The sequence below is a fragment of the Actinomadura vinacea genome (assembly GCF_039532545.1).
Taxonomy (GTDB): domain Bacteria; phylum Actinomycetota; class Actinomycetes; order Streptosporangiales; family Streptosporangiaceae; genus Spirillospora; species Spirillospora vinacea.
This window is the reverse complement of the sequence record NZ_BAAARW010000050.1, coordinates 172,687-191,996: the sequence shown is the minus strand read 5'-3', so window position 1 is coordinate 191,996 and position 19,310 is coordinate 172,687. Positions and strand designations below refer to the sequence as shown.

The window sequence follows — 19,310 nt, the reverse complement described above, 5'->3', positions numbered from 1 at the left end:
GTGTTCTGGTCGCGATTGATCAGGACATTAATGGGGCAGAGCGGACTCGCGCGAAGGATTTTCGCCGGACGTGACCGACGCGGGTGGCCAGGGCGCCACACCACGCCATCCCCCTCACCAAGAGCAACGACCTGCCCGCTCTACGTGAATCTCGAGGCCGGATCCGGGCCTTCATGAGTCTTCTAGCAGCACTAAGAGAAGATTGACAGACAAGTATGCAAGACATACGATCCCGGCACTTGCACTGCTTTCGAGAGGAAGGTGCAGCTGTGTTCAGGTCAGCCAGCATGCGCCGCGCGGGAGTCGCGGCCGCATTGGTCGCGGCGGGAGCCTTCGGTCTTGCGGGGATCGACGGCGCCGGGGAGGGGCGCGTCTTCTTCCGCGTCGTCTTCCCGCTGTGCGGGCCGGCCGTCGCCACCGTCGGGATCCTTTCCTTCGTCAGCTCGTGGAACAACCTGCTGTGGCCGCTCGTCGTCGCGCAGACCGAGGACATGTACACCCTCCCGGTCGCGCTGACGACGCTCTCCCAGACCGAGGGTGTGGTGAACTACGGCCCGCTGCTGGCCGGATCGCTCGTCACGATCCTGCCGATCGTCCTCATCTTCCTGTTCTTCCAGCGGTACTTCATCGCCGGCATCGCCTCGACGGGGATCAAATGACGGCGGCGTCACGGTTCCCGGGACCGCACTGGTGGTCGTCCCCGTTCCGGCTCCTGCAGACCAACCTGCGCGAAACCGACGCCACCCTGGACGCGTCGCGTGCGGTGGACGACCTCCTCTCGCTGGGTTATGACACGTGGCTGTGCAACGCCGGGGGGATCGTGTACTTCTACCCGGTCGACGAGCCGTACCAGCGCACCGCCCGGACCTTGGCGGAGCGACCGTCGGGCGATCTCGTGGGCGACGTCGTGAACGCGGCGCACGAGCGAGGCGTGCGGGTGCTTTCGCGATTCGACTTCTCCCGGCTGCCGGCGGACATCGTCGCCGCCCATCCTGAGTGGGCCTTCGTCGATCGCGACGGCGAGTGGTACACGGAGGACGGCCTGACCGCGATCTGCCCCAGAAGCGACTATCACGAGGTGCGCGTGCCGGCGATCCTGGACGATTTCGTCCGGCGGTACCCGGTGGACGGGGTGTTCTTCAACTGGCTCCAGTACCCCGAGCTCGCCTACAGCGGTGCCTACAAGGGCGTCTGCCGGTGCGAACGCTGTCGCGCGGCTTTCCAGCTGGAGCATCCGGGCCACGCGCACCCGCGCGGTGTGGGCGACAAGGGCTACGACCTCTGGCTCACGGTGGCACTCGCTCGCCTGACCGAGCTGGCCGAGCGCTACTCCGAGGTGGTGAACGCCGTCCGGCCCGGCACCCCGCTCATGCTCGCCGACGTGCGCATGGACATCGCGTTCCTCGAGACCAACAGCGCCCTGGGCCACGGCGGCGCGTGGTGGCCGCACACGCCCAGTGAGCTGGCCGGCGTCAACCGGATCTCCGACCCGGCCGTTCCGGCGCTCGTGCACTCGTCGGTCAACGTGGGACTGCCGTACCGGCAGGTCGCCGAGGAGCCCGCGCAGTTCCGCCGCTACATGGCGCAGGCGCTCTCGCGGGGTGCGCTCCCGTCCAGCGTGGCGGTCGGTCTCGCGGACGCCGACCGGTTCCCCTGCCTTCGCTCGGGCGCGGACGTGCTCGACTTCCTCCGCGGGCACCACGACCTGTACGCCGACTTCGAACCGGCGTCGCAAGTCGCGCTGGTGCGGCCACGCGGAGGCACGGCCCTCAGCGCCATGCAGAGCCGCGACGACTTCTCCGAGTACCGAGGCCTCTACACCGCGCTGCAGGAGGCGCACATCGCCTTCGACGTCATCGGCCTCCAGCACCAGGAGCAATTGGCGCACCGTGACGTACTGTCCCGCTATCGCGTCGTGGTGGTGCCCGGTACGGAGGGCATGGGCGCCCTGTTCCGCCGCGCGCTCGATGAGTTCGTCCGGGCCGGCGGCTCGCTTCTCCTGACCGGCGAGGCCTTCGAGGCCGGGCATCGCGACCCTCGACGCGGCGCCCGCCGTGCGCCGGAGGACACGCCTTGAGGGAATCGACCGGCTCGGTGGCCGTTATGTGGGGCCCACCGACGGCAGTACGGCCGAGCCGCTCCTTCCGGTCCTCGGTCATTTCAGCCTCGCCGAGTGGCGCGCGGAGGCCGAACCCGGGCGTTTCGCCCTCAGCACGCGGACGCCGTTCGGTCCACCGGAGATCACCGGAGGCAACACTCCCGTCGTGGACGCCCCGGCGCTGCTGCGTGCTCGTCACGGTGCCGGCCGCGTCGTGCAGTTTCCCTGGTCCATCGGCAGGACGAGCCATGAGTCCGGTCTGACCGCGATCGATGACGTCGTCGTCGGCGAGGTGACATCCCTGCTCGGCGACGACGTCGTGGTGACGGCGGACCTTCCCGCGTCGATCGAGCTCACGCTCGGACGCGCGCAGGGCGGCTGGGTGATCCACCTCGTCAACCACACGGGTGGTCGTGGCGACCGGGTCCGCGAGCCACTGCCGGCCCGCGGCCACCTGGTGCTGGGCACCCGGTCGCGAGGCGCGCGTGCGGCGCGCGCGCTCGTCTCCAACCGCGCCCTGCCGGTCGGTGAGGACATGCGAATCGACGTCGAAGTGGAGGGTGTCCTCGAGGTGATCCGGATTGACTGAGCGCACGATCGCGTGCGACCTGTACCACTCGTGGACTCCTGCGCGCGCGGGTGCCGGTGCCGGATCGCTCGTCCTGCTGAACTCGCTCGCCACGACGACGGAGATCTGGGCGCCGTTGCTGCCCGACCTGACCGCGGAGACCGATGTGCTCTGCCTCGACTACGCGGGGGACGGCAAGTCGCCCGCCCGGCGGTGTCCGGCCGACCTCGACGAGCTGGCGGCACAGATCATCGAGGTGATGGACGCCCGTGGTGTGCGGCGGGCCCACGTGGCCGGTGTGTCGATCGGCGGGATGTCGGCGCTGCGCCTGGCCGCGATCGTCCCGGACCGCATCCGTTCCATCGCCGTGATCGGGTCCACCCCGGTGACCGAACGCGACCTGTGGCGCGGCAGGAAAGAGGTCGTCCGCGAATGGGGAACCCGCGGCCTCGTGCCGGACGTGCTGCGGCGGTGGTTCACCGAGGACTACGCGCAGGCGCATCCCGAAGTCGTCGAGAACTACACGCGAATGCTGACGGACACGACCGACACCGCCTACGCCGCCTTCTGCGACGTGCTCGCCGGGGTCGACATGCGCGATCAGCTCGCGAAGATCACGTGCCCGACCGTGGTGATCAGCGGGAGCGACGACGCCGCGGCCACGGTCGCCCAGGGACGTGAGATCGTCCACCGGATCGACGGCGCCCGCCAGGAGGTCATTCCTGGCGCGGCGCACATGCTGCAGGCGATGGCGCCGCAACGGGTGGCCGCGCTCGTGCGGGAGAACACCCGTCGCGCCGCGTGAGCGGGGCGACGCCCAAGCCCTTGCGAGTTCCAGTGAGGTATCACGCGAGCGCGTTACCTGTCCGGTGGGGCGATGCCGGAGGCGAGCCTCACCGGGCAGATCGCGAAGCGATGTCGCGCTCGCACCAAGCACGGTCAGGGTGCGAGCCGCCAGGCGAGCATCCTGGGCCGGGATTGCAAAAAATACAGCCTAGGAGAACGCGTGGCGCACACGGGCGTGCGCGGCGTCGAGGTGTGCGATCAGTAGGGTGCTCGCATCGTCGACACGGCGCTCGCGGAGCGCGTCGAGGATGCGGGCGTGCTCCGCGGCGACCTCGCGGATGGGTGCGCTCTGGTGCCCGGCGCTGGCGATCGTGAGGAGGATCTCGCCGGTGATGAGCTCGTGCATCCGGGCGAGGCGCTCGCTGCCGCTCGCGCGGACCATGCTCGAGTGGAAGTCCATGTCGGCCCGGACCAGCGCCGTACGATCATCGAGCTTTCCGGCCAGGTCGATGGCGTGCTGGGCTTCCAGCATCGCGCGCGGCACGTCGCCGGACGTCGCGAGGCGCCGCGCGGCGGCATCCTCGATGGTCGTGCGGGCGAGGAACAGATCGTCGACATCGGCCGCCGTGAGCGCCGTCACCGTCGCGGACTTGTGAGTCGCGCGCTGCAGCAGGCCCGTGCTCACGAGGCGCTCGATGCACGCCTTCGCGGTCGGGCGCGCGACGCTGTAGTCGCCCACCACGCGGGCTTCGGTGACGCGCTCCCCAGGTGCGATCTCGCCATTGGCGATGCGCTGGCGCAATGACTCGTACACCGCGTCTGTGAGAGTGGTGGTCGAGACTGGAATCCTCGATGAGGTCGCATTCACCTCACCAGTGTCTCACAGATTGTCAGAATGTCTGACATGTTGCGGGAGCACACCGTCCGTAACACGCTGATCCACCCCACGCAGGAAGGGAAGCACCGCCGCCGCCACGGCCTCCGCGCTTTCCACGGGTAGCCAGTGGGCCCCTTCCAGCTCTCGGAAGCGGCTCCGTTCGATTCCCGCGGTGATCTCGCGAAGGAACGCGGGAGGCGTGGACGGGTCGGAGCCGCCGGCGATCACGAGGGCCGGGCACTCGATCCGAGCCAAGGAATCCCGCAGGTCGAGCGCGCCGACAGCCGCCGCGGTGCGGGCATACCCCTCGGCTGAGGTCGACAGGAACATTTCCCGGGCGGCCATCATCTCCGCGGGGTGTTCCTGGGCCCATTTCCCGGTGAACCACCGCGCGAGGGAACCGTCCGCGAGGTCCGCCATCCGGCCTGCTCGCGCCGTCCCCGCGCGTTCGCTCCAGACGGCCTTGTCCGGGAAGAAGGCCGCGGTGCACATCAGTGTGAGTGACCGGACTCGCGAAGGCGCCCGGGCGGCGAGCGACATTCCGACCATGCCACCAAGAGAGAGCCCGACGATGTGAGCGTGTTCGGCGCCCGCCGCGTCCAGCACGTCCGCGGCGTCGTCGGCAAGAGAGTCGATGTCGATCGGCGCGTCGCCGACAGGGGATCGACCGTGCCCCCGCGAGTCATAGCGGATGACTCGAAAACCCGGCTCCAGACCGGCGGCGAGGTCCCGCCAGACGGCCAGGGACGCACCGAGTGGATTGCTCAGCAGGACCGTTGGACCATCGTCCGAACCGGTGGCGATCCAGTGCAACGCGGTCATCGAGCACCTCCCGGCAGCGTGGCCACTTCGAAGTCGACGACGCGGTCGAGAACGAAGGCGAGGGCGCCGTCGTCGTCGACGAGCTTCGTCGAGCCGCCTTCGCGGTGGAGGCGCGCCTCCGCGCCGACCGGCGACGCCCCGCGCACCCGTACGCGGAGCGGCCCCACCGGACGGAACTCCTCAACCGGCTCGTCGTGGGCGCCGTGATTGTCGAGGTTCGTCACGACGATCACGAGTTCGTCGCCGGTGCGCCAGCCGCGCACGTCGACGACGCCGGCGCCTTCGACTTCGAAGGTCGGTCCGGCGGGCGCCAGGCCCCAGCGCACGAGACCGGCGAGGAGCCGGCGGTGCTCGATCCCCCGGTACGTGAAGAACCGGGCGTCGAGGTCGACCGCGAGATACGCGGAACGGACCGGAGTGGTTCGACGCGCGAGCGATGGACGGTGACTCGCGGCAGGGAGCCCGGCCGCGTGCGTCGGGATCATGAACTCCGCCTCGTTCCATTTCAGCGCGGTCTCCGCGAGCTCCGTATGGAACGGGACAAGCCATGTGCCTCCGGGGACCACGTCGTCGTCGCCGTGCGCGGGCAGGAGCGAGCGGGCGACGGGGTCGCCGTCGAGGCGCAGGTAGGAGACGGCCTCGGGGCCGGTGATCGCGTCCGCGTCCCGGGTCACGCCGACAAGGCTTCCGATGGGGTCGCCCTCGTACGGAACGCCCCATTCGTCGAGCATCCCGGCCGTGCCGCACACGACGACGGCGCCGCCGCCCTGTGCGAAGCCCACGATGCGCGCGACCGCCTGCGCGGTCAGCGCCAGGCTGCTGGGCAGCACCAGCACGCGCAGGCCGGAGAACGACTCGATGCCGTCGGCGAGGACAAGCTGCGCCGGCACGCGTGCGCGGCTCAGCGCGAGGTGCCATCCGCTCAGGGCGTCGCGGAACACCGGCCCGGGTAGTGCCGCGTTCCAGTTCTGGAGCCACGCGCTCTCCTGCGACCAGACGACCCCGACGTCGGCGAGCGAGCGCCCGCCCGCGAGGACGGATGTGTTGTCGGCAAGCCACTGATCGAACGCCACGACACCGTCGAGCCAACGCCGGCTGTGCTGTCGTCCCGACACGGCATGCCACACCGGCAGTTCCCCGTGCGCGAGTGCGAGCGCTCGCTGCAGGCGCAGCTCGGCCGGGTTCTTCGAGCTGTGCCGTCCGCCGCCGCGCATTCGCGCCGTGGACTGTACCCGCAACGCCGGTTTCCCGTCCGACACAGAGCGCAGCAGCTCCGAGCTCAGGCCGACCTCCCACAGGCCGTGCGAAGGCACCGTGCGACCGTAGTCGGCCGAACGGTCCTGGTTGTCGCAGAACAGGACATCGAGCTCGGCGACCCACTCGGTCCACGGCAGGCCGCCGCTCACCGCCGGAACCGCCGAGGTGTTGAACGAAAGCCCGGGTGAGATCGCTTTGACGTGCCGGCGCAGTGCGCGAAAGCGCGCCAGCGACATCTCGCGCAGAAACCGCACGTAACGGCGGAACACCGGGTCGGCGGGGTCGTCGCGGGTTGGAAACGGCGCTCCGCCCGCGTAGTCGGCCCACAACGTCGTGCACCGGTCGCAGTGGCACAGCATTCGCGTGGACGGGGACGCCAGTGCCACGGTCGGGAACCCGTTCGTGAAGAAGCCGGCGACGTCGTACCGCTCGGCCACCTCGGCCAGCAGAGCCGGGAGGTAGTCGTCGAAGAGCCCGGAGTTGATGCACGTGTAGTACATCTCGTTCTCGATGCGGTACCCACCCGGCCGGCCCCAGGTGCCGCCGGTGACCTCGTTGAGCGTCCGGGAGCGCCCTTCCGCGTCGGCCATCATCCAGGTGGGGTGCAGGTCGCGGAAGCGCTGGTCGACAACGCCGACATCAAGGCGTCCCACCACCTCGATGCCCATCTCGCGTGCCGCGGCGACCATCTCCCCGAACAGGTCCCGGCGATCGACCCCGGCGGCGACGGGGTGACCGGTCAGCCCGGTCGGGTGGTAGGCCATGATGCCGCCGCAGTTGAGCAGCACGGCCTGCAGTCGCGACCGGCGCCACACGTCCCGCCAGAATCCGACGTCGAGCAAGCGCACGTCGTCCTCGGTGAAGTTCACCTGTCCGTAGCGGGTCAGCCCGGCCAACCGCAGCGCGGTCTCCGTCATCGACTCCCTTTCTCCGTTTTCTCGTCCGGCCCGTAGTTGTCATTCAAGCTATCTTGTATTACAACTTGGCTTGCCTGTCCAGACTGGGAGGCCGATGATGAACGGAGGTCGATGGTGAAGGTGGACTCCGGTGCCGACACGGTCCGCGCACTGGCCGTGAACTGCTCGATCCTCCTCAACGACCGGCCGGTGCCGGAGCGTCTGCGCGCCGTCGCCGCCGCGGGCTTCCGCGCCGTGGAGTTCTGGTGGCCGTTCCCGACCGCCACCCCGTCGACGGCGCAGGTGGACGCCTTCGCCGCGGAGATCCGCCGGTCCGGCCTCGCGCTCGTGGGTCTCAACCTGTTCGCGGGCGACATGCCCGCCGGCGACCGCGGGGTGCTGTCGTGGCCCGGGCGCGAGGACGAGTTGCTCGCGAGCGCCGAGGCGGCGGTCCGCCTCGGCGAGGCGTTGGGCACCCGACGCTTCAATGCCTTGTACGGCAACCGGATCGACGGGCTCGACGGCGCCGAGCAGGACGCCGTCGCCACCGCCAACCTGCGGCGCGTCGCCCCGCTGTTCGACGCGATCGGCGGCGTGGTGATGATCGAGCCTGTCAGCGGCGCGCCGCGTACCCGGTCACGACCGCGTCCGACGCGATGGCCGTGATCGAACGGGCGGGCGCGGACGGCGGACCACGCAATCTCGGGCTGCTGCTCGACCTCTACCACCTGGCCGCCAACGGCGCCGACGTCGAGGCGGCCATCCGCGCCTGGGGCGCCGGCGCCGCGCACGTGCAGATCGCCGACGCGCCGGGCCGCGGGGTGCCCGGTTCCGGCGAGCTCCCTCTCGTCGACTGGGTGCGAACCCTGCGCGAGCGCGGCTACGGCGGCGCGGTGGCGCTGGAGTACGTCGCGACGGAGGACGACCCCTTCGCGCACTTCGACTTCGAGACCTGGAAGGACCTCGCGTGACCACGATCGGATTCATCGGCCTCGGCGTGATGGGCGCCCCCATGGCGGCGAACCTGCTCGATGCCGGCTTCCACGTGACCGGCTACAACCGCTCCCCGGAGAAGGCCCGCCCACTCGCCGAGAAAGGGGGGCGCGTCGCCGGCTCCGTCGCCGAGGCGGTCGCCGGCGCGGACGTCGTCATCACCATGCTGCCCGACAGCCCCGACGTCGAGGCGGCCGTCCTCGGCGAGGGCGGCGTGCTCGACAGCGCCCGGCCGGGCACCCTGCTGATCGACACCAGCACCATCCGGCCCGACGTCAGCCGCGCCGTCGCCGCGGCGGCGGCCGAGCGCGCCGTCCGCGCGCTCGACGCCCCGGTCAGCGGCGGCGAGGCCGGCGCGACCGAAGGCACCCTCTCGATCATGGTGCGCGGCGAGGCCGGCGACTTCGCCGCCGCCGCGAGCGTGTTCGACGCCGTCGGCAGCACTGTCGTGCACGTCGGGCCCTCCGGCGCCGGGCAGACCGTCAAGGCCGCCAACCAGCTGATCGTGGCCGGCCACCTCGAGTTGCTCGCCGAGGCGCTGGTCTTCCTCGACGCGCACGGGGTGGACCTGCCCTCGGCGATCACCGTCCTCGGCGGCGGGCTCGCCGGCAGCACCGTGCTGGCACGCAAGGCCCCCGGCATGCTCGCACGGCGGTTCGCGCCGGGGTTCCGGGTCGATCTGCACCACAAAGACCTCGGCATCGTCCTGGACGCCGCCCGCGCCGCCGGCGTCGCGGTGCCGCTGGCCTCCCACGTCGCCGACCTCATCGCTTCGCTGCGCGCTCAGGGCGCCGGATCGCTCGACCACTCCGCACTCCTCCTCCAGGCCGAGCGGCTGTCCGGACGGCACAACGAGCTGGCCGAGAGGACACCCGAATGAGCACCGACGACGATCGCATCCGCGAGATGGTCGCCCGCCTGTCCCTGGCCGAGAAGGTCGGCCTGCTGACCGGCCGCGACTTCTGGAGCACCACGCCGCTGCCCTCCATCGGGCTGCGCTCCATCGTGCTCTCGGACGGCCCGTCGGGCGTGCGCGGCCCGGTGTGGGACGAGCGGGACCCCTCGATCAACCTCCCGTCCGCGACCGCGCTGTCGTCGTCCTGGGATGTCGCGGTCGCGACCCGGTACGGCGTCGTCGCGGCGGCGGAGGCGCGGCGCAAGGGCGTCGACGTCGTCCTCGGGCCGACCATCAACCTCCACCGCTCGCCGCTGGGCGGACGCCACTTCGAGGCGTTCAGCGAGGACCCGGTCCTGACCGCGGCCCTCGCCGCCGCCTACGTGTCGGGCGTACAGGGCGCCGGGGTGGCGGCGACACCGAAGCACTACGTCGCCAACGACTTCGAGACCGAACGGTTCACCGCGAGCGTCGAAGTGGACGAGCGCGCCCTCCGTGAGGTGTACCTGCGGGCCTTCGAGGACGCCGTCGTCGTCGCCCGCGCATGGGTGGTCATGAGCGCGTACAACGCGGTCAACGGCGTGACCGCGTCGGAGCACGATCTCCTCGAAACCCCGCTCAACAGCGAGTGGGGATTCGACGGCGTCGTCGTCAGCGACTGGACCGCCGTACGCTCCATCGCCGCCGCGCGCGCGTCGCAGGACCTCGCGATGCCGGGTCCCGCGGGGGCGTGGGGAGATCCGCTCGCCGCGGCGGTCAGGGCCGGCGAGGTGGCCGAGGCGGCGATCGACCGCAAGGTGGCGCGCATCCTGCGGCTCGCGGCCAGGGTCGGCGCCCTGGAGGGGACGGCCCCGAGGGACGTCCCCGCGGGCGACGACCTCGGCGCCGCGATCCTGTCGCCGTCGACGCGAACCGCGCCGGCGCGGATCGAGGCGGGGCGCACCTACGCGCTGACCTACCGGTTCGAGTACGTGCCGGTGCCCGGCGGACTCGAGGGCCTCCTCGCCACCGGCATCGGCCTCGGCCCCGACAGCACCGCCCCCGAGCGCCTGCTGGCCGGCGCCGAGTCCCTCGCGCGGGAATCCGACGTCGTCGTGCTGGTCGTGGGCACGAACAGCAGGGTCGAGTCCGAAGGACGCGACCGGACCACGCTCCGGCTCCCCGGACGGCAGGAGGAGCTCGCACGCCGGGTCATCGCCGCCAATCCGCGCACGGTGGTCGTCGTCAACTCCGGCTCCCCGGTGCTGCTGCCCGCGGCCGACGACGCCGCCGCGGTACTGCTCACCTGGTTCGGCGGACAGGAGTACGGCACGGCGCTCGGCGACATCCTCAGCGACGCCGAGGAGCCCGGCGGCCGGCTCCCGACGACGTGGCCACGCGCGTTCGAGGACGTCCCCGTCGCGAACGTCACTCCGGAGAACGGCAGGCTCGCCTACGACGAGGGCATCCATATCGGCTACCGCGCCTGGCTGCGCGCCGGCCGCGAACCGCTGTACTGGTTCGGTCAGGGCGAGGGCTACACGACCTTCGCGGTCGGCGAACCAAGGGTGGCTCCCGTGGCCGACGGCTTCGAGGTCGTCGTCGATGTGCGCAATACAGGCGACCGCGCCGGCAAGCACGTCATCCAGGTCTACGCCGCGCGGCCGGGGACGGCCATCGACCGGCCAGTGCGTTGGCTTGCGGGCTTCCAGGCCGTGCGCCTCGGCCCTGGCGAGGCTGCTGCGGCGCGGGTCGCGGTGCCGCGGCGCGCATTCGCGCACTGGGATGACGGCTGGTCATACGAACCAGGGGAGTTCGACCTCGTCGTCGCACGCTCAGCGGGCGACCCCGGAACGGTCGTACGCGTGACGATCCAGGACGATGGGCGATGACCGAACGCCTCATCCTGATCACCGAAGCGCCGGTCCCCGAAGACGTCATCGACGGGTTGCGCGAGACCGCGGCGGGCTTCGAGATCATCGCCAAGGCGGACCTGGCGGACGAGCTCCTCGCCCGCGCGGAGGTCGTTGCCGGCCACCTCTCCCCGGAACGGCTCGACATCGCCAAGGCCCTCCGCTGGAACCACTTGTGGACCGCGGGCACGGACGCCGACCTGCCACAGCGGATGGTGGACTCCGACATCGTGCTCACCTCCTCCGCCGGCAACGGCGCCGTCCCCCTGGCCGAACACGCCCTCCTGCTCATGATGATGCTGGGCCGCGACATGCCGCGATGGACGGCGGCGCAATCGGCGCGGCGATGGGAGCGTTTCCGCCACGGCGAACTTGCCGGCAAGACGGTCGGCATCGTCGGCATGGGAAAAGCGGGGCAGGACCTCGCCGTGAAATGCCATGCGTTCCACATGCGCGTGCTCGGGCTCCGCAGCCGTCCGGAAAAGGGCGCGACCAGGGTCGAGCATATGTACGGTCCCACGGAAATCGTCGAATTCGCCGCCGCGTGCGACTTCCTGTTCGTCGCGGCGCCCCTGGTCGAGACGACCCGCGGAATGATCGACGAATCGGTCTTCGCGGCGATGAAGCCGAGCGCGTTCATCGTGAACGTCTCGCGAGGGGAGATCATCGACGAGCCGGCGATGCTCGCCGCGGTCACCGAGGGGCGCATAGCCGGGGCGGGGCTTGACGCGCATCGGGAAGAGCCCCTGCCCGAGAACTCGCCGTGGTGGTCACTGCCGAACGTTGTCGTCACCCCGCACAATGGAGCGACCACTCCGCAGACAGTCGCGCGCGGGATGGATATCTTCGTGGAAAACGTCAATCGTTACGTCACCGGCGGACGCCTGTTGAACGTCGTGGACAAGAATTCCGGGTACGCGCCGGTATGACCTCTCAGGTAATCGTCACCGCGCACGGGCGGCCCTTAGCGTCATGGGCATCGACGCGATGTCGTCCGACACCAGGAGGCTTTGATGACCACGACGCGTTCCCTGAACGGCACCGGGATCCTCGCCGACGGCCGCCGCCTGCTGAGGCTCGCCCTGCGGCTGGACGCCGTGGTGACGGGCGTCAACGGCCTGGCGTACCTCGCGCTGGCCGGGCCGCTCGAGGACCTGCTCGGCCTCGGCGCCGGCACCGGACGGGCGCTCGGCGCGTTCCTGCTCGCCTACGCGGCGGCCGTCTGGGCTGTGTCCATGCCCCGGGAGCCGCGGCGCACGGCGGTGTCCGCGGTGATCGAGGTCAACCTGCTGTGGACGGTGCTCAGCGTGGCGGCCGTCGTGACCGGCTGGCTGTCCCTGACCACGGCCGGTGCCGCGTGGGCGATCCTCCAGGCGCTCGTGGTGCTGGGCTTCGCGGCGCTGCAGTTCGGCGCGAAGCGCCGCTCCTGACCGCGATGGTGAGGCGACCGCCGCACTCACGGTGCGGCGGTCGCCCTCTTCAGCCGACGCGGTCGCCGTACATCTCCCCGAGCGGGTCGGCCAGCAGTTCCAGCCGGGCCCCGTCGGGGTCGCGGAAGTACAGCGAGACCTCGCTTTCGAGCTGGTACGGGACGCCGGCCTCGTCCAGCTTCGCGCGCAGCCGCTCCCACTGGGCCGGCTCCACCGAGATCGCCACGTGGTGCAGCCCGCCGAGAACCTCCGCGTACGGTCCCAGGTCCAGCCCGGGGAAGTCGAAGAAGGCCAGCAGATTGCCGTTGCCGATGTCGAAGAAGAAGTGGTTGGAGCCCGGGTAGTCGCGGTTCTCGAAGATCGCGGTGAGCGGGAACTCCAGCACGCCCTGGTAGAAGCGGATCGTCCGCTCGACGTCGGAGGACAGCAGCGCCATGTGGTGCAGGCCGCGGGCCGGGCTCGCGGGCCGGTCCGCCCGGTCGGTCAGGTGCTCGCGCTTCAGCCGCTCGCGTTCCGCGGCGATGGCGGCCAGGTCGGTCATGATGCCACTCCAGTGTGGTCGAGGTCCCCACCATATCCGCGCGGATCAGGGTGCGAAGCGGTAACCCATGCCGGGTTCGGTGAGCAGGTGCGCCGGGTGCGTCGGATCCGGTTCCAGCTTGCGGCGCAGCTGGTTCATGTACTGCCGCAGGTAGTTGGTCTCCCGCGTGTACGACGGGCCCCACACCTCGGTGAGGAGCTGCCGCTGGGTGATGAGCTTGCCCGGGTTGCGGAGCAGGATCTCCAGCAGATGCCATTCGGTCGGGGTCAGATGGACCTCCCCCGCCTCCTCGTCGGCAGGGCGCACCGTCTTGCCCGCCAGATCGACCAACCGGCCGCCCACCCGGACGACCGGCGCGCTGTCCTCGGTCACGAAGCGGCGGGTGACGGCCCGGATCCGGGCGATCAGCTCCTCGATGTCGAACGGCTTGGTGACGTAGTCGTCGGCCCCCGCGTCCAGCGCGTCGATCTTGTCCCGGCTGCCGGCGCGGCCGGACAGCACGATCACCGGCACCTGCGTCCAGCCGCGCAGCCCGTGGATGACCTCCACCCCGTCGATGTCGGGCAGGCCGAGGTCGAGCACCACCAGGTCGGGCCGCCAGTTGCCGGCCTGCCGCAGCGCGTGCGTGCCGTCGGCCGCGGTGGCGACGTCGTATTCGCGGGCCCGCAGGTTGACGCGCATCGCGCGCAGGATCTGCGGATCGTCGTCGACGACCAGGATGCGCGTCATCGGGCCGCGCCGGGGCCTTCGGTCACCGGCATGATGACCGGCCACAGGTACACGCGACCATGCTATCGGCGACCGTGGAGCGTTCCCGAGGCGCCCCGCCGCTCATCCGGCCATCGGCGCGCCGTCCTGCCGGAACGCCCGGCGGTAGGCGTGCGGGCTGGTGCCGACGACCCGCTTGAACCGCTCGCGGAACGCCGCCGGCGACCCGAACCCGACGTGCGCCGAGATCCGGTCCACCGGGTACGAGGTCGTCTCCAGGAGGTGCTGGGCCTCCCGGATCCGGACGCGGTGCAGCCACTGCAAGGGCGTGGTGCCCGTCTGCTGCCGGAAGTGCCGGTTGAGGGAGCGCGCGCTCATCCGCGCCTGCACGGCGATGTCGTCGAGGGTCAGGTCGCGGCCGCAGTTGTCGGCCATCCAGCGCAGCACCGGCTCCAGGACCGAGCCGCGCGGCACCGGCGGGTGGTCGCGCAGGATGAACTGGGCCTGGCCTCCCTCGCGCTCCAGCGGCACCACCGCCATCCGCGCGGCGGCCGCGGCGACGGCCGAGCCGTGGTCGCCGCGCAGCATGTACAGGCACAGGTCGAGCCCGGCGGCGCCGCCCGCCGAGGTCAGGAACTGGCCCGAGTCGATGTAGAGGACGCCTGGATCCACATCCACCTCCGGATAGTGGTCGGCCAGCGCCGGGGCGGCGATCCAGTGCGTGGTGGCGCGCCGGCCGTCCAGCAGCCCGGTCGCGGCGAGCGTGAACGCCCCGACGCAGATGGAGGCGATCCGGGTACCGGCCGCGGCGGCGTCCCGCAGCGCCGCGAGCACCTCGCCGGGCGGCTCCGCCAGCGGATCCTCGACACCGGGGATGACGATGGTGTCGGCGTCAGCGAGCGCGTCCAGGCCCCAGGGCGCGCGCAGCGCCATCGGCCCCGCGTCCACCTCGCCGGACGGGGAGCACACCCGGACGCGGTAGGGCGGGCTGCCGTCGGGCAGCCGGTTGCGCCCGAACACCTCCAGCGGGGTGGCGATATCGAAAGGGATGACGCCGTCCAGCGCCAGGACCGCGACCGTGTGCATGGGCACAAGCTATCCATTCGCCGGACTTGGCGAGAATCCGGTGCACCGTGGCGAAAGCGCCGCTATCGGGCCTTCGGCTCCCTGGTTAACGTCTGACCGGTGACCAAGTTCCTCCTCAGCGTCCACGTGCTGGCCGCCATCCTCGCGATCGGGCCGATCGCCGTCGCCGCCAGCATGTTCCCCGCCGTCGCACGCCGCGCCCACGCCGGAGCGGACGGGGCCGGGACGGACGACACCGTTCAGGGCCTCGCACAGCTGCGGCTGCTGCACCGCATCTGCCGCGTCTACGCGGTCTTCGGCCTGGTCGTGCCCGTCTTCGGGCTGTCGACCGCGCTCGCCCTGGACGTCCTGGGAGACGCGTGGCTCATCGTGTCCATCGTCCTGACCGCCCTCGCGGCCGGCGTGCTGGCCTTCGTGCTGCTCCCGCGGCAGGACGCGCTGCTGGCGCCCGCGGCGCCCGACGAGGTGGCCCGATCGGCGGGACGGCTCGCGATGCACACGGGCATGTTCAACCTGCTCTGGGCGATCGTCACCGTGCTGATGATCGTCCGCCCCGGGTCGACCACCGGCGCGTGAGGGGCGGCGGCCCGCGTCACCCCGGGCGGCGTCAGTCGCGGCGGCCGACGCCGGCGAGGGTGTAGGTGCGCTCGGCGGCGGCCGCCTCGGCGCCGGTCGAGTCGGGTCGCCACAGCGGGGTGAAGGTCAACCCAGGTTCCAGCAGTGCGAACGGCTCGACGATGCGCGCCACGTCGGCCCGTCCCCGGCTCCAGAAGAACCCGCTGGTCGGCTTGAAGACCTGGCTGACACCTTCGCCGGCCTCGGGCGCGGGCTCGTGGGTGATGTGGGTGAACACCAGGTGGCTGCCGGGCGGCAGCGCCCCGTGCAGCCGGGCCACGACGGCGACGGCGTCGTCGAGGTCCTCGATGAAGTGCAGCACGCGGTCGAGGACCACGGCCACCGGGCGGTCGAAGTCGATCATCCGCCGGACCTCCGGGACGTCCAGCACCCCGTCGGGCCGCCGCAGGTCGGCGTGCGCGACCAGGGTGCTGCCGGTGCCGGTGAGCAGCGCGCGGGCGTGCGTGAGCACCACGGGATCGCCGTCGGCGAAGACCACCCGGGCGTCGGGGGCCAGGCCGGCCGCGACCTCGTGCACGTTGCCGGCGGCGGGCAGTTTGGTGCCGATGTCGATGAACTGGCGGACGCCCTCCTTGACCAGGTGGCGGACGGCGCGCGCGATGAAGAGGTGGTTCTCCCGCGCGGCGTTCCGCGCCTCGGGAATGATCTCCAGCAGCTGGTCGCCCACCTGCCGGTCGGCGGCGTAGTTGTCCTTGCCGCCCAGCAGGTAGTCGTAGATCCGGGCGGTGTTGGGGGTCGTCAGATCGACGCCCGTCGGCGCCCACTCCCCCGAGTCCATCGCACACCTCCCCTCCGCGCCCTGCACTCGGCGCGCGGACGCGATCGTGTGATGACCTTAACGCCTCCAGCACAAAGCGGAATCCGCCCGGCGTTCCGCGACATGTACGGAAAGTAAGTGACCCCTTTGGAACGGAGGGCGTCCGGGCCGATCAGTTCCGGATCCCGTGGTGCCGGTGACGCCGTCACCCCCGAAAGGAAATGATCAAATCGGCTGGCGGCGCACCGGTTCCCTTAGCAGGTGATTGTTGAACGATCAAGGGATTGACTGATCGTTAAACAGGATTCACTCTGGCCTCAGCCGACCGGCCGGCGGTTTCCCCGTCCCATCGAGTCCCCCTGTTCTCCCCCACCCCCGCACCGACTGGAGACCGGATGCTGCCGCGGCGAACCGCCCGCGTGCTGGCCGCCGTGCTGACCTCCGCCGCCCTCGTCGCAGCGCCCGTGCGCTCCGACGCGCTCGGCGTGGGAAGCTCGGTCACGCTCACGGCACAGGGCAAGACCATCCCAGCGCCCAAGGACTACTTCGGCTTCGCCATGGGAACCACCGGCAGGCTCGCCGGGTTCGACCGGATCAAGCAGTACTTCCGCCTGGTGGCCGACCGGTCCGACCGGGTCGAGTACAAGGTCGCCGACACCACGACGCTCGGCAACGAGTATCCCGTGATGTTCGTCAGCTCGCCCGGGAACCTGCGCGACCTCGACCGGATCGTCCGGGACAACCAGCGGCTCGCCGACCCGCGCGTCTCCGAGCAGGAGGCGCGGCGGCTGGCCGAACGCAGCAAACCCGTCTACCTGCTGGAGGGCACGCTTCACTCGACCGAGGTCGGCAACACCCAGGCGCTGGTGGACATCGTGCACCGGTTCGCGACCGAGAAGTCGGACTACACCGACACCGTGCTGGAGAACGCGGTGCTGATGGTGATCCCCTCGGGCAACCCCGACGGCCAGCATCTGGTCGTCGACCACTTCAACGAGACGGCGGGCACCGCGTACAACCGCGTCTACCCGGACCTGTACCACAAGTACGTCGGGCACGACAACAACCGCGACTGGTTCATGTTCTCCCAGCGTGAGACCCGCACCCGGGTGTGGCTGGAGCAGACCTACCGGCCGGTCGCCGGGCACTACATGCACCAGGCCGGGACGGGCGGGCCGCGGCTGTGGACGCCGCCGTACGACGAGCCGCTCGGCGACGGCGTCGACCCGGTCACCATCCAGTCGGCCAACACCCAGGGCCAGGTCGCGGCGCGCGCGCTGGTCGCCGAGAACAAGAAGGGCGTCGGGTCCGACGACGCGTACGGGATCTTCTGGAACGCCGACGTGATGGGCTACTCGACGTTCCTCGGCACCTCGCTGTTCCTCACCGAGATCGCCTCCGCCCGCGACCTGGCGTACCCCTTCACCAGCTCGGACGGCAAACCGCTGGGCCCGCAGAACAAGACCGTCCGGATGCTCCAGCCCTACGACCGGAACACCTGGACGCTGGAGCAGATCGTCGCCTACGCCAAGACGGCCGCCTACGCCGGCATCGAGAACATCGCGAAGAACCCCGAATCCTGGCTGTTCAACAACCTCCACCAGGTCGCGCGGAACGGCGCCGCGCTGCCGGACGTCCAGCCCGGGACGCCGGAGGCCTACGTCATCCCGGCGGGGCAGCGCGACCCGTTCGCCGTGTACGAGCTGATGAAGCTGTTCGAGTTCGGCCGCGCGGAGATCGACCAGGCCCGCGCGGCGTTCACGGCGGGCGGCCGGACCTACCCGGCGGGATCGTACGTCCTGCGGACCCGGCAGCCCCTCGGCCGCTGGATCCACCAGCTCCTGCAGGCCGACGTCTACCCGGAGAAGGCGGCCCGCAAGTGCGCGGACTGCCCGCTGATCATGCCGTACAGCGAGACGACCGACAACGCGGGACTGCTGCTGGGCGTGGACGTCGACCCGGTCGAGAAGGCGTTCACCGGCCAGCTCCAGCGGGTGCCGCGGGTCGTCCCGCAGCCGGTGCGGATGCCCGCCGCGCCGCGCGGGGCGTACCTGGTGGCGCCCGAGTCGTACGGCCTCGCGCACGTGCTGTCCCGGCTGCAGAAGGCGACCGTGCCCGTCTTCCGCGCGGGCGAGGAGTTCGAGGCGGCGGGACGGAGGTTCGCGCCCGGCACGGTCGTCGTCCCGCCGACGCCCGCCGCGCGCCGGACGCTCCAGGACGCCTCCGCCGCCACCGGGCTCCAGGTCCACGGCTCGGACGAGCTGCCGAAGGCGGCCGGCTTCCGGCTCAAGCCGGGCACCCGCGTCGGCCTGATCCGGGGCGCCAACAACATGCCCGGCGGGTGGATGACCTGGATGCTCGACCAGTACGGCGTGAACTACAAGGTGGTGGGCGCCGACGACTACGCCGACCTGGACGGCCGCTTCGACACGATCGTCGTGTCCGACGGGGTCTCCAAGGACACCATCGTCAAGGGCCTCGACCCGGCCAAGAACCCGCCGCGGTTCGCGTGGGCCCGCGGCGTCGGCGAGGCGGGCTGGGACGCGCTGCGCGGCTTCGTCTCGGGCGGCGGCAACCTGGTGGCGATCGGCAGCGGTTCGGAGACCGCGCGGCAGCTGCTGGACCTGCCGGTCGAGAACGCCGCGCCGGCCGACCAGGCGAAGTTCAACGTGCCGGGCGCGCTGCTGCGCGCCTCGTACAGGCCGGACGTCCCCGCGGCGTGGGGCATGCCGAAGGAGTGGCCGGTCTGGTTCAACCGCGACGCGGCGTACCGGGTCAAGGGCGAGGCCGACGTCGCGTCCGCCTACCCGGGCGGGAACCTGCTCGCCAGCGGGTACGGGCACGGCACCGAGGCGCTGGACGGGCTGGCGAACGTGGTGAGCCTCAAGGTCGGCAAGGGGCACGCCACCCTCGCGGCCAGCGAGATCACCTTCCGGTCCTGGCCGCGGGCGACCTGGCCGATCGTGATCAACTCGATCTACCACGGCCCGTCCGAGCCCGCCCGCTCCGCCCGCCCGGACGATCCGCGGGGCTGAGGTGATCTTCGTCCCGGCGGGGCGGCCCCGGCG

General features: G+C 71.1%; 19 protein-coding genes. 12 read left to right on the top strand and 7 right to left on the bottom strand.

Translation table 11 applies throughout. The features are described from left to right. The first annotated feature begins 269 nt into the window (after positions 1 to 269). From ABD340_RS47470 to ABD340_RS47455, 4 genes are read left to right on the top strand one after another with little or no spacing between them, the layout of a single operon-like run. The gene (locus tag ABD340_RS47470; protein ID WP_344598757.1) at positions 270 to 659 is read left to right on the top strand and encodes a carbohydrate ABC transporter permease; all 390 of its coding nucleotides are present in this window, start codon (positions 270 to 272) and stop codon (positions 657 to 659) included. Continuing rightward, complete coding sequence (locus ABD340_RS47465) at positions 656 to 2,077, top strand: alpha-amylase family protein (RefSeq protein WP_344598755.1); 1,422 nt, start codon at positions 656 to 658, stop codon at positions 2,075 to 2,077. The genes ABD340_RS47470 and ABD340_RS47465 overlap by 4 nt, the downstream gene beginning before the upstream one ends. 28 nt (positions 2,078 to 2,105) lie before the next feature. Next, entirely contained in the window at positions 2,106 to 2,687 is a 582-nt protein-coding gene (locus tag ABD340_RS47460; protein ID WP_344598753.1) for a hypothetical protein, read from the top strand. Then, complete coding sequence (locus tag ABD340_RS47455) at positions 2,680 to 3,471, top strand: alpha/beta fold hydrolase (protein ID WP_344598752.1); 792 nt, start codon at positions 2,680 to 2,682, stop codon at positions 3,469 to 3,471. Before ABD340_RS47460 ends, ABD340_RS47455 begins: the two co-directional genes overlap by 8 nt. Before the next feature lie 189 nt (positions 3,472 to 3,660). Here ABD340_RS47455 and ABD340_RS47450 read toward each other — a convergent pair whose 3' ends face one another. From ABD340_RS47450 to ABD340_RS47440, 3 genes are all read right to left on the bottom strand, one after another. Next, positions 3,661 to 4,266 (bottom strand): GntR family transcriptional regulator, encoded by a 606-nt coding sequence (locus tag ABD340_RS47450; RefSeq protein ID WP_344598750.1) that lies wholly within the window; start codon positions 4,264 to 4,266, stop codon positions 3,661 to 3,663. 66 nt (positions 4,267 to 4,332) lie between these two features. Then, positions 4,333 to 5,151 carry an alpha/beta fold hydrolase gene (locus ABD340_RS47445; RefSeq protein WP_344598749.1) on the bottom strand — a complete coding sequence of 273 codons (819 nt, stop codon included), beginning with the start codon at positions 5,149 to 5,151 and terminating at the stop codon, positions 4,333 to 4,335. Beyond that, positions 5,148 to 7,325: a beta-galactosidase trimerization domain-containing protein gene (locus ABD340_RS47440; RefSeq protein WP_344598748.1), complete on the bottom strand. Its 2,178-nt coding sequence runs from the start codon at positions 7,323 to 7,325 to the stop codon at positions 5,148 to 5,150. The genes ABD340_RS47445 and ABD340_RS47440 overlap by 4 nt, the downstream gene beginning before the upstream one ends. A 111-nt stretch (positions 7,326 to 7,436) precedes the next feature. On the opposite strand from ABD340_RS47440, the gene ABD340_RS47435 reads away from it, so the two are divergent. The 6 genes from ABD340_RS47435 (at position 7,437) to ABD340_RS47410 (ending at position 12,514) form a co-directional block, all read left to right on the top strand. Further along, complete coding sequence (locus ABD340_RS47435; protein WP_344598747.1) at positions 7,437 to 7,970, top strand: TIM barrel protein; 534 nt, start codon at positions 7,437 to 7,439, stop codon at positions 7,968 to 7,970. Next, the gene (locus ABD340_RS47430) at positions 7,961 to 8,275 is read left to right on the top strand and encodes a TIM barrel protein (RefSeq protein ID WP_344598745.1); all 315 of its coding nucleotides are present in this window, start codon (positions 7,961 to 7,963) and stop codon (positions 8,273 to 8,275) included. The genes ABD340_RS47435 and ABD340_RS47430 overlap by 10 nt, the downstream gene beginning before the upstream one ends. Next, positions 8,272 to 9,177, top strand: coding sequence for a 2-hydroxy-3-oxopropionate reductase (locus ABD340_RS47425; RefSeq protein ID WP_344598744.1), 906 nt, complete (start codon positions 8,272 to 8,274; stop codon positions 9,175 to 9,177). Before ABD340_RS47430 ends, ABD340_RS47425 begins: the two co-directional genes overlap by 4 nt. Continuing rightward, positions 9,174 to 11,063: a beta-glucosidase gene (locus tag ABD340_RS47420; RefSeq protein WP_344598742.1), complete on the top strand. Its 1,890-nt coding sequence runs from the start codon at positions 9,174 to 9,176 to the stop codon at positions 11,061 to 11,063. Before ABD340_RS47425 ends, ABD340_RS47420 begins: the two co-directional genes overlap by 4 nt. Continuing rightward, positions 11,060 to 12,013, top strand: coding sequence for a D-2-hydroxyacid dehydrogenase (locus tag ABD340_RS47415; protein ID WP_344598740.1), 954 nt, complete (start codon positions 11,060 to 11,062; stop codon positions 12,011 to 12,013). Before ABD340_RS47420 ends, ABD340_RS47415 begins: the two co-directional genes overlap by 4 nt. Before the next feature lie 84 nt (positions 12,014 to 12,097). Next, a complete protein-coding gene (locus tag ABD340_RS47410; RefSeq protein WP_344598738.1) occupies positions 12,098 to 12,514 on the top strand; it encodes a hypothetical protein in 417 nt (138 codons plus the stop codon). A gap of 49 nt (positions 12,515 to 12,563) precedes the next feature. Here ABD340_RS47410 and ABD340_RS47405 read toward each other — a convergent pair whose 3' ends face one another. From ABD340_RS47405 to ABD340_RS47395, 3 genes are all read right to left on the bottom strand, one after another. Further along, on the bottom strand, positions 12,564 to 13,055 hold the full coding sequence (locus tag ABD340_RS47405) for a VOC family protein (RefSeq protein WP_344598736.1): 492 nt from the start codon (positions 13,053 to 13,055) through the stop codon (positions 12,564 to 12,566). A gap of 45 nt (positions 13,056 to 13,100) precedes the next feature. Continuing rightward, entirely contained in the window at positions 13,101 to 13,784 is a 684-nt protein-coding gene (locus tag ABD340_RS47400; protein ID WP_344598735.1) for a response regulator, read from the bottom strand. A 102-nt stretch (positions 13,785 to 13,886) separates the two neighbouring features. Further along, positions 13,887 to 14,849: a GlxA family transcriptional regulator gene (locus ABD340_RS47395; RefSeq protein WP_344598733.1), complete on the bottom strand. Its 963-nt coding sequence runs from the start codon at positions 14,847 to 14,849 to the stop codon at positions 13,887 to 13,889. A 99-nt stretch (positions 14,850 to 14,948) separates the two neighbouring features. Between ABD340_RS47395 and ABD340_RS47390 the strand changes: the two genes are divergently transcribed. Further along, positions 14,949 to 15,425 (top strand): hypothetical protein, encoded by a 477-nt coding sequence (locus ABD340_RS47390; RefSeq protein WP_344598732.1) that lies wholly within the window; start codon positions 14,949 to 14,951, stop codon positions 15,423 to 15,425. Positions 15,426 to 15,456: 31 nt separating this feature from the next. On the opposite strand, the gene ABD340_RS47385 is transcribed toward ABD340_RS47390, so the two are convergent. After that, positions 15,457 to 16,263 (bottom strand): SAM-dependent methyltransferase, encoded by an 807-nt coding sequence (locus tag ABD340_RS47385; RefSeq protein WP_344598731.1) that lies wholly within the window; start codon positions 16,261 to 16,263, stop codon positions 15,457 to 15,459. A gap of 374 nt (positions 16,264 to 16,637) precedes the next feature. Between ABD340_RS47385 and ABD340_RS47380 the strand changes: the two genes are divergently transcribed. Further along, complete coding sequence (locus tag ABD340_RS47380) at positions 16,638 to 19,277, top strand: M14 family zinc carboxypeptidase (protein WP_344598729.1); 2,640 nt, start codon at positions 16,638 to 16,640, stop codon at positions 19,275 to 19,277. Positions 19,278 to 19,310: the final 33 nt, after the last annotated feature.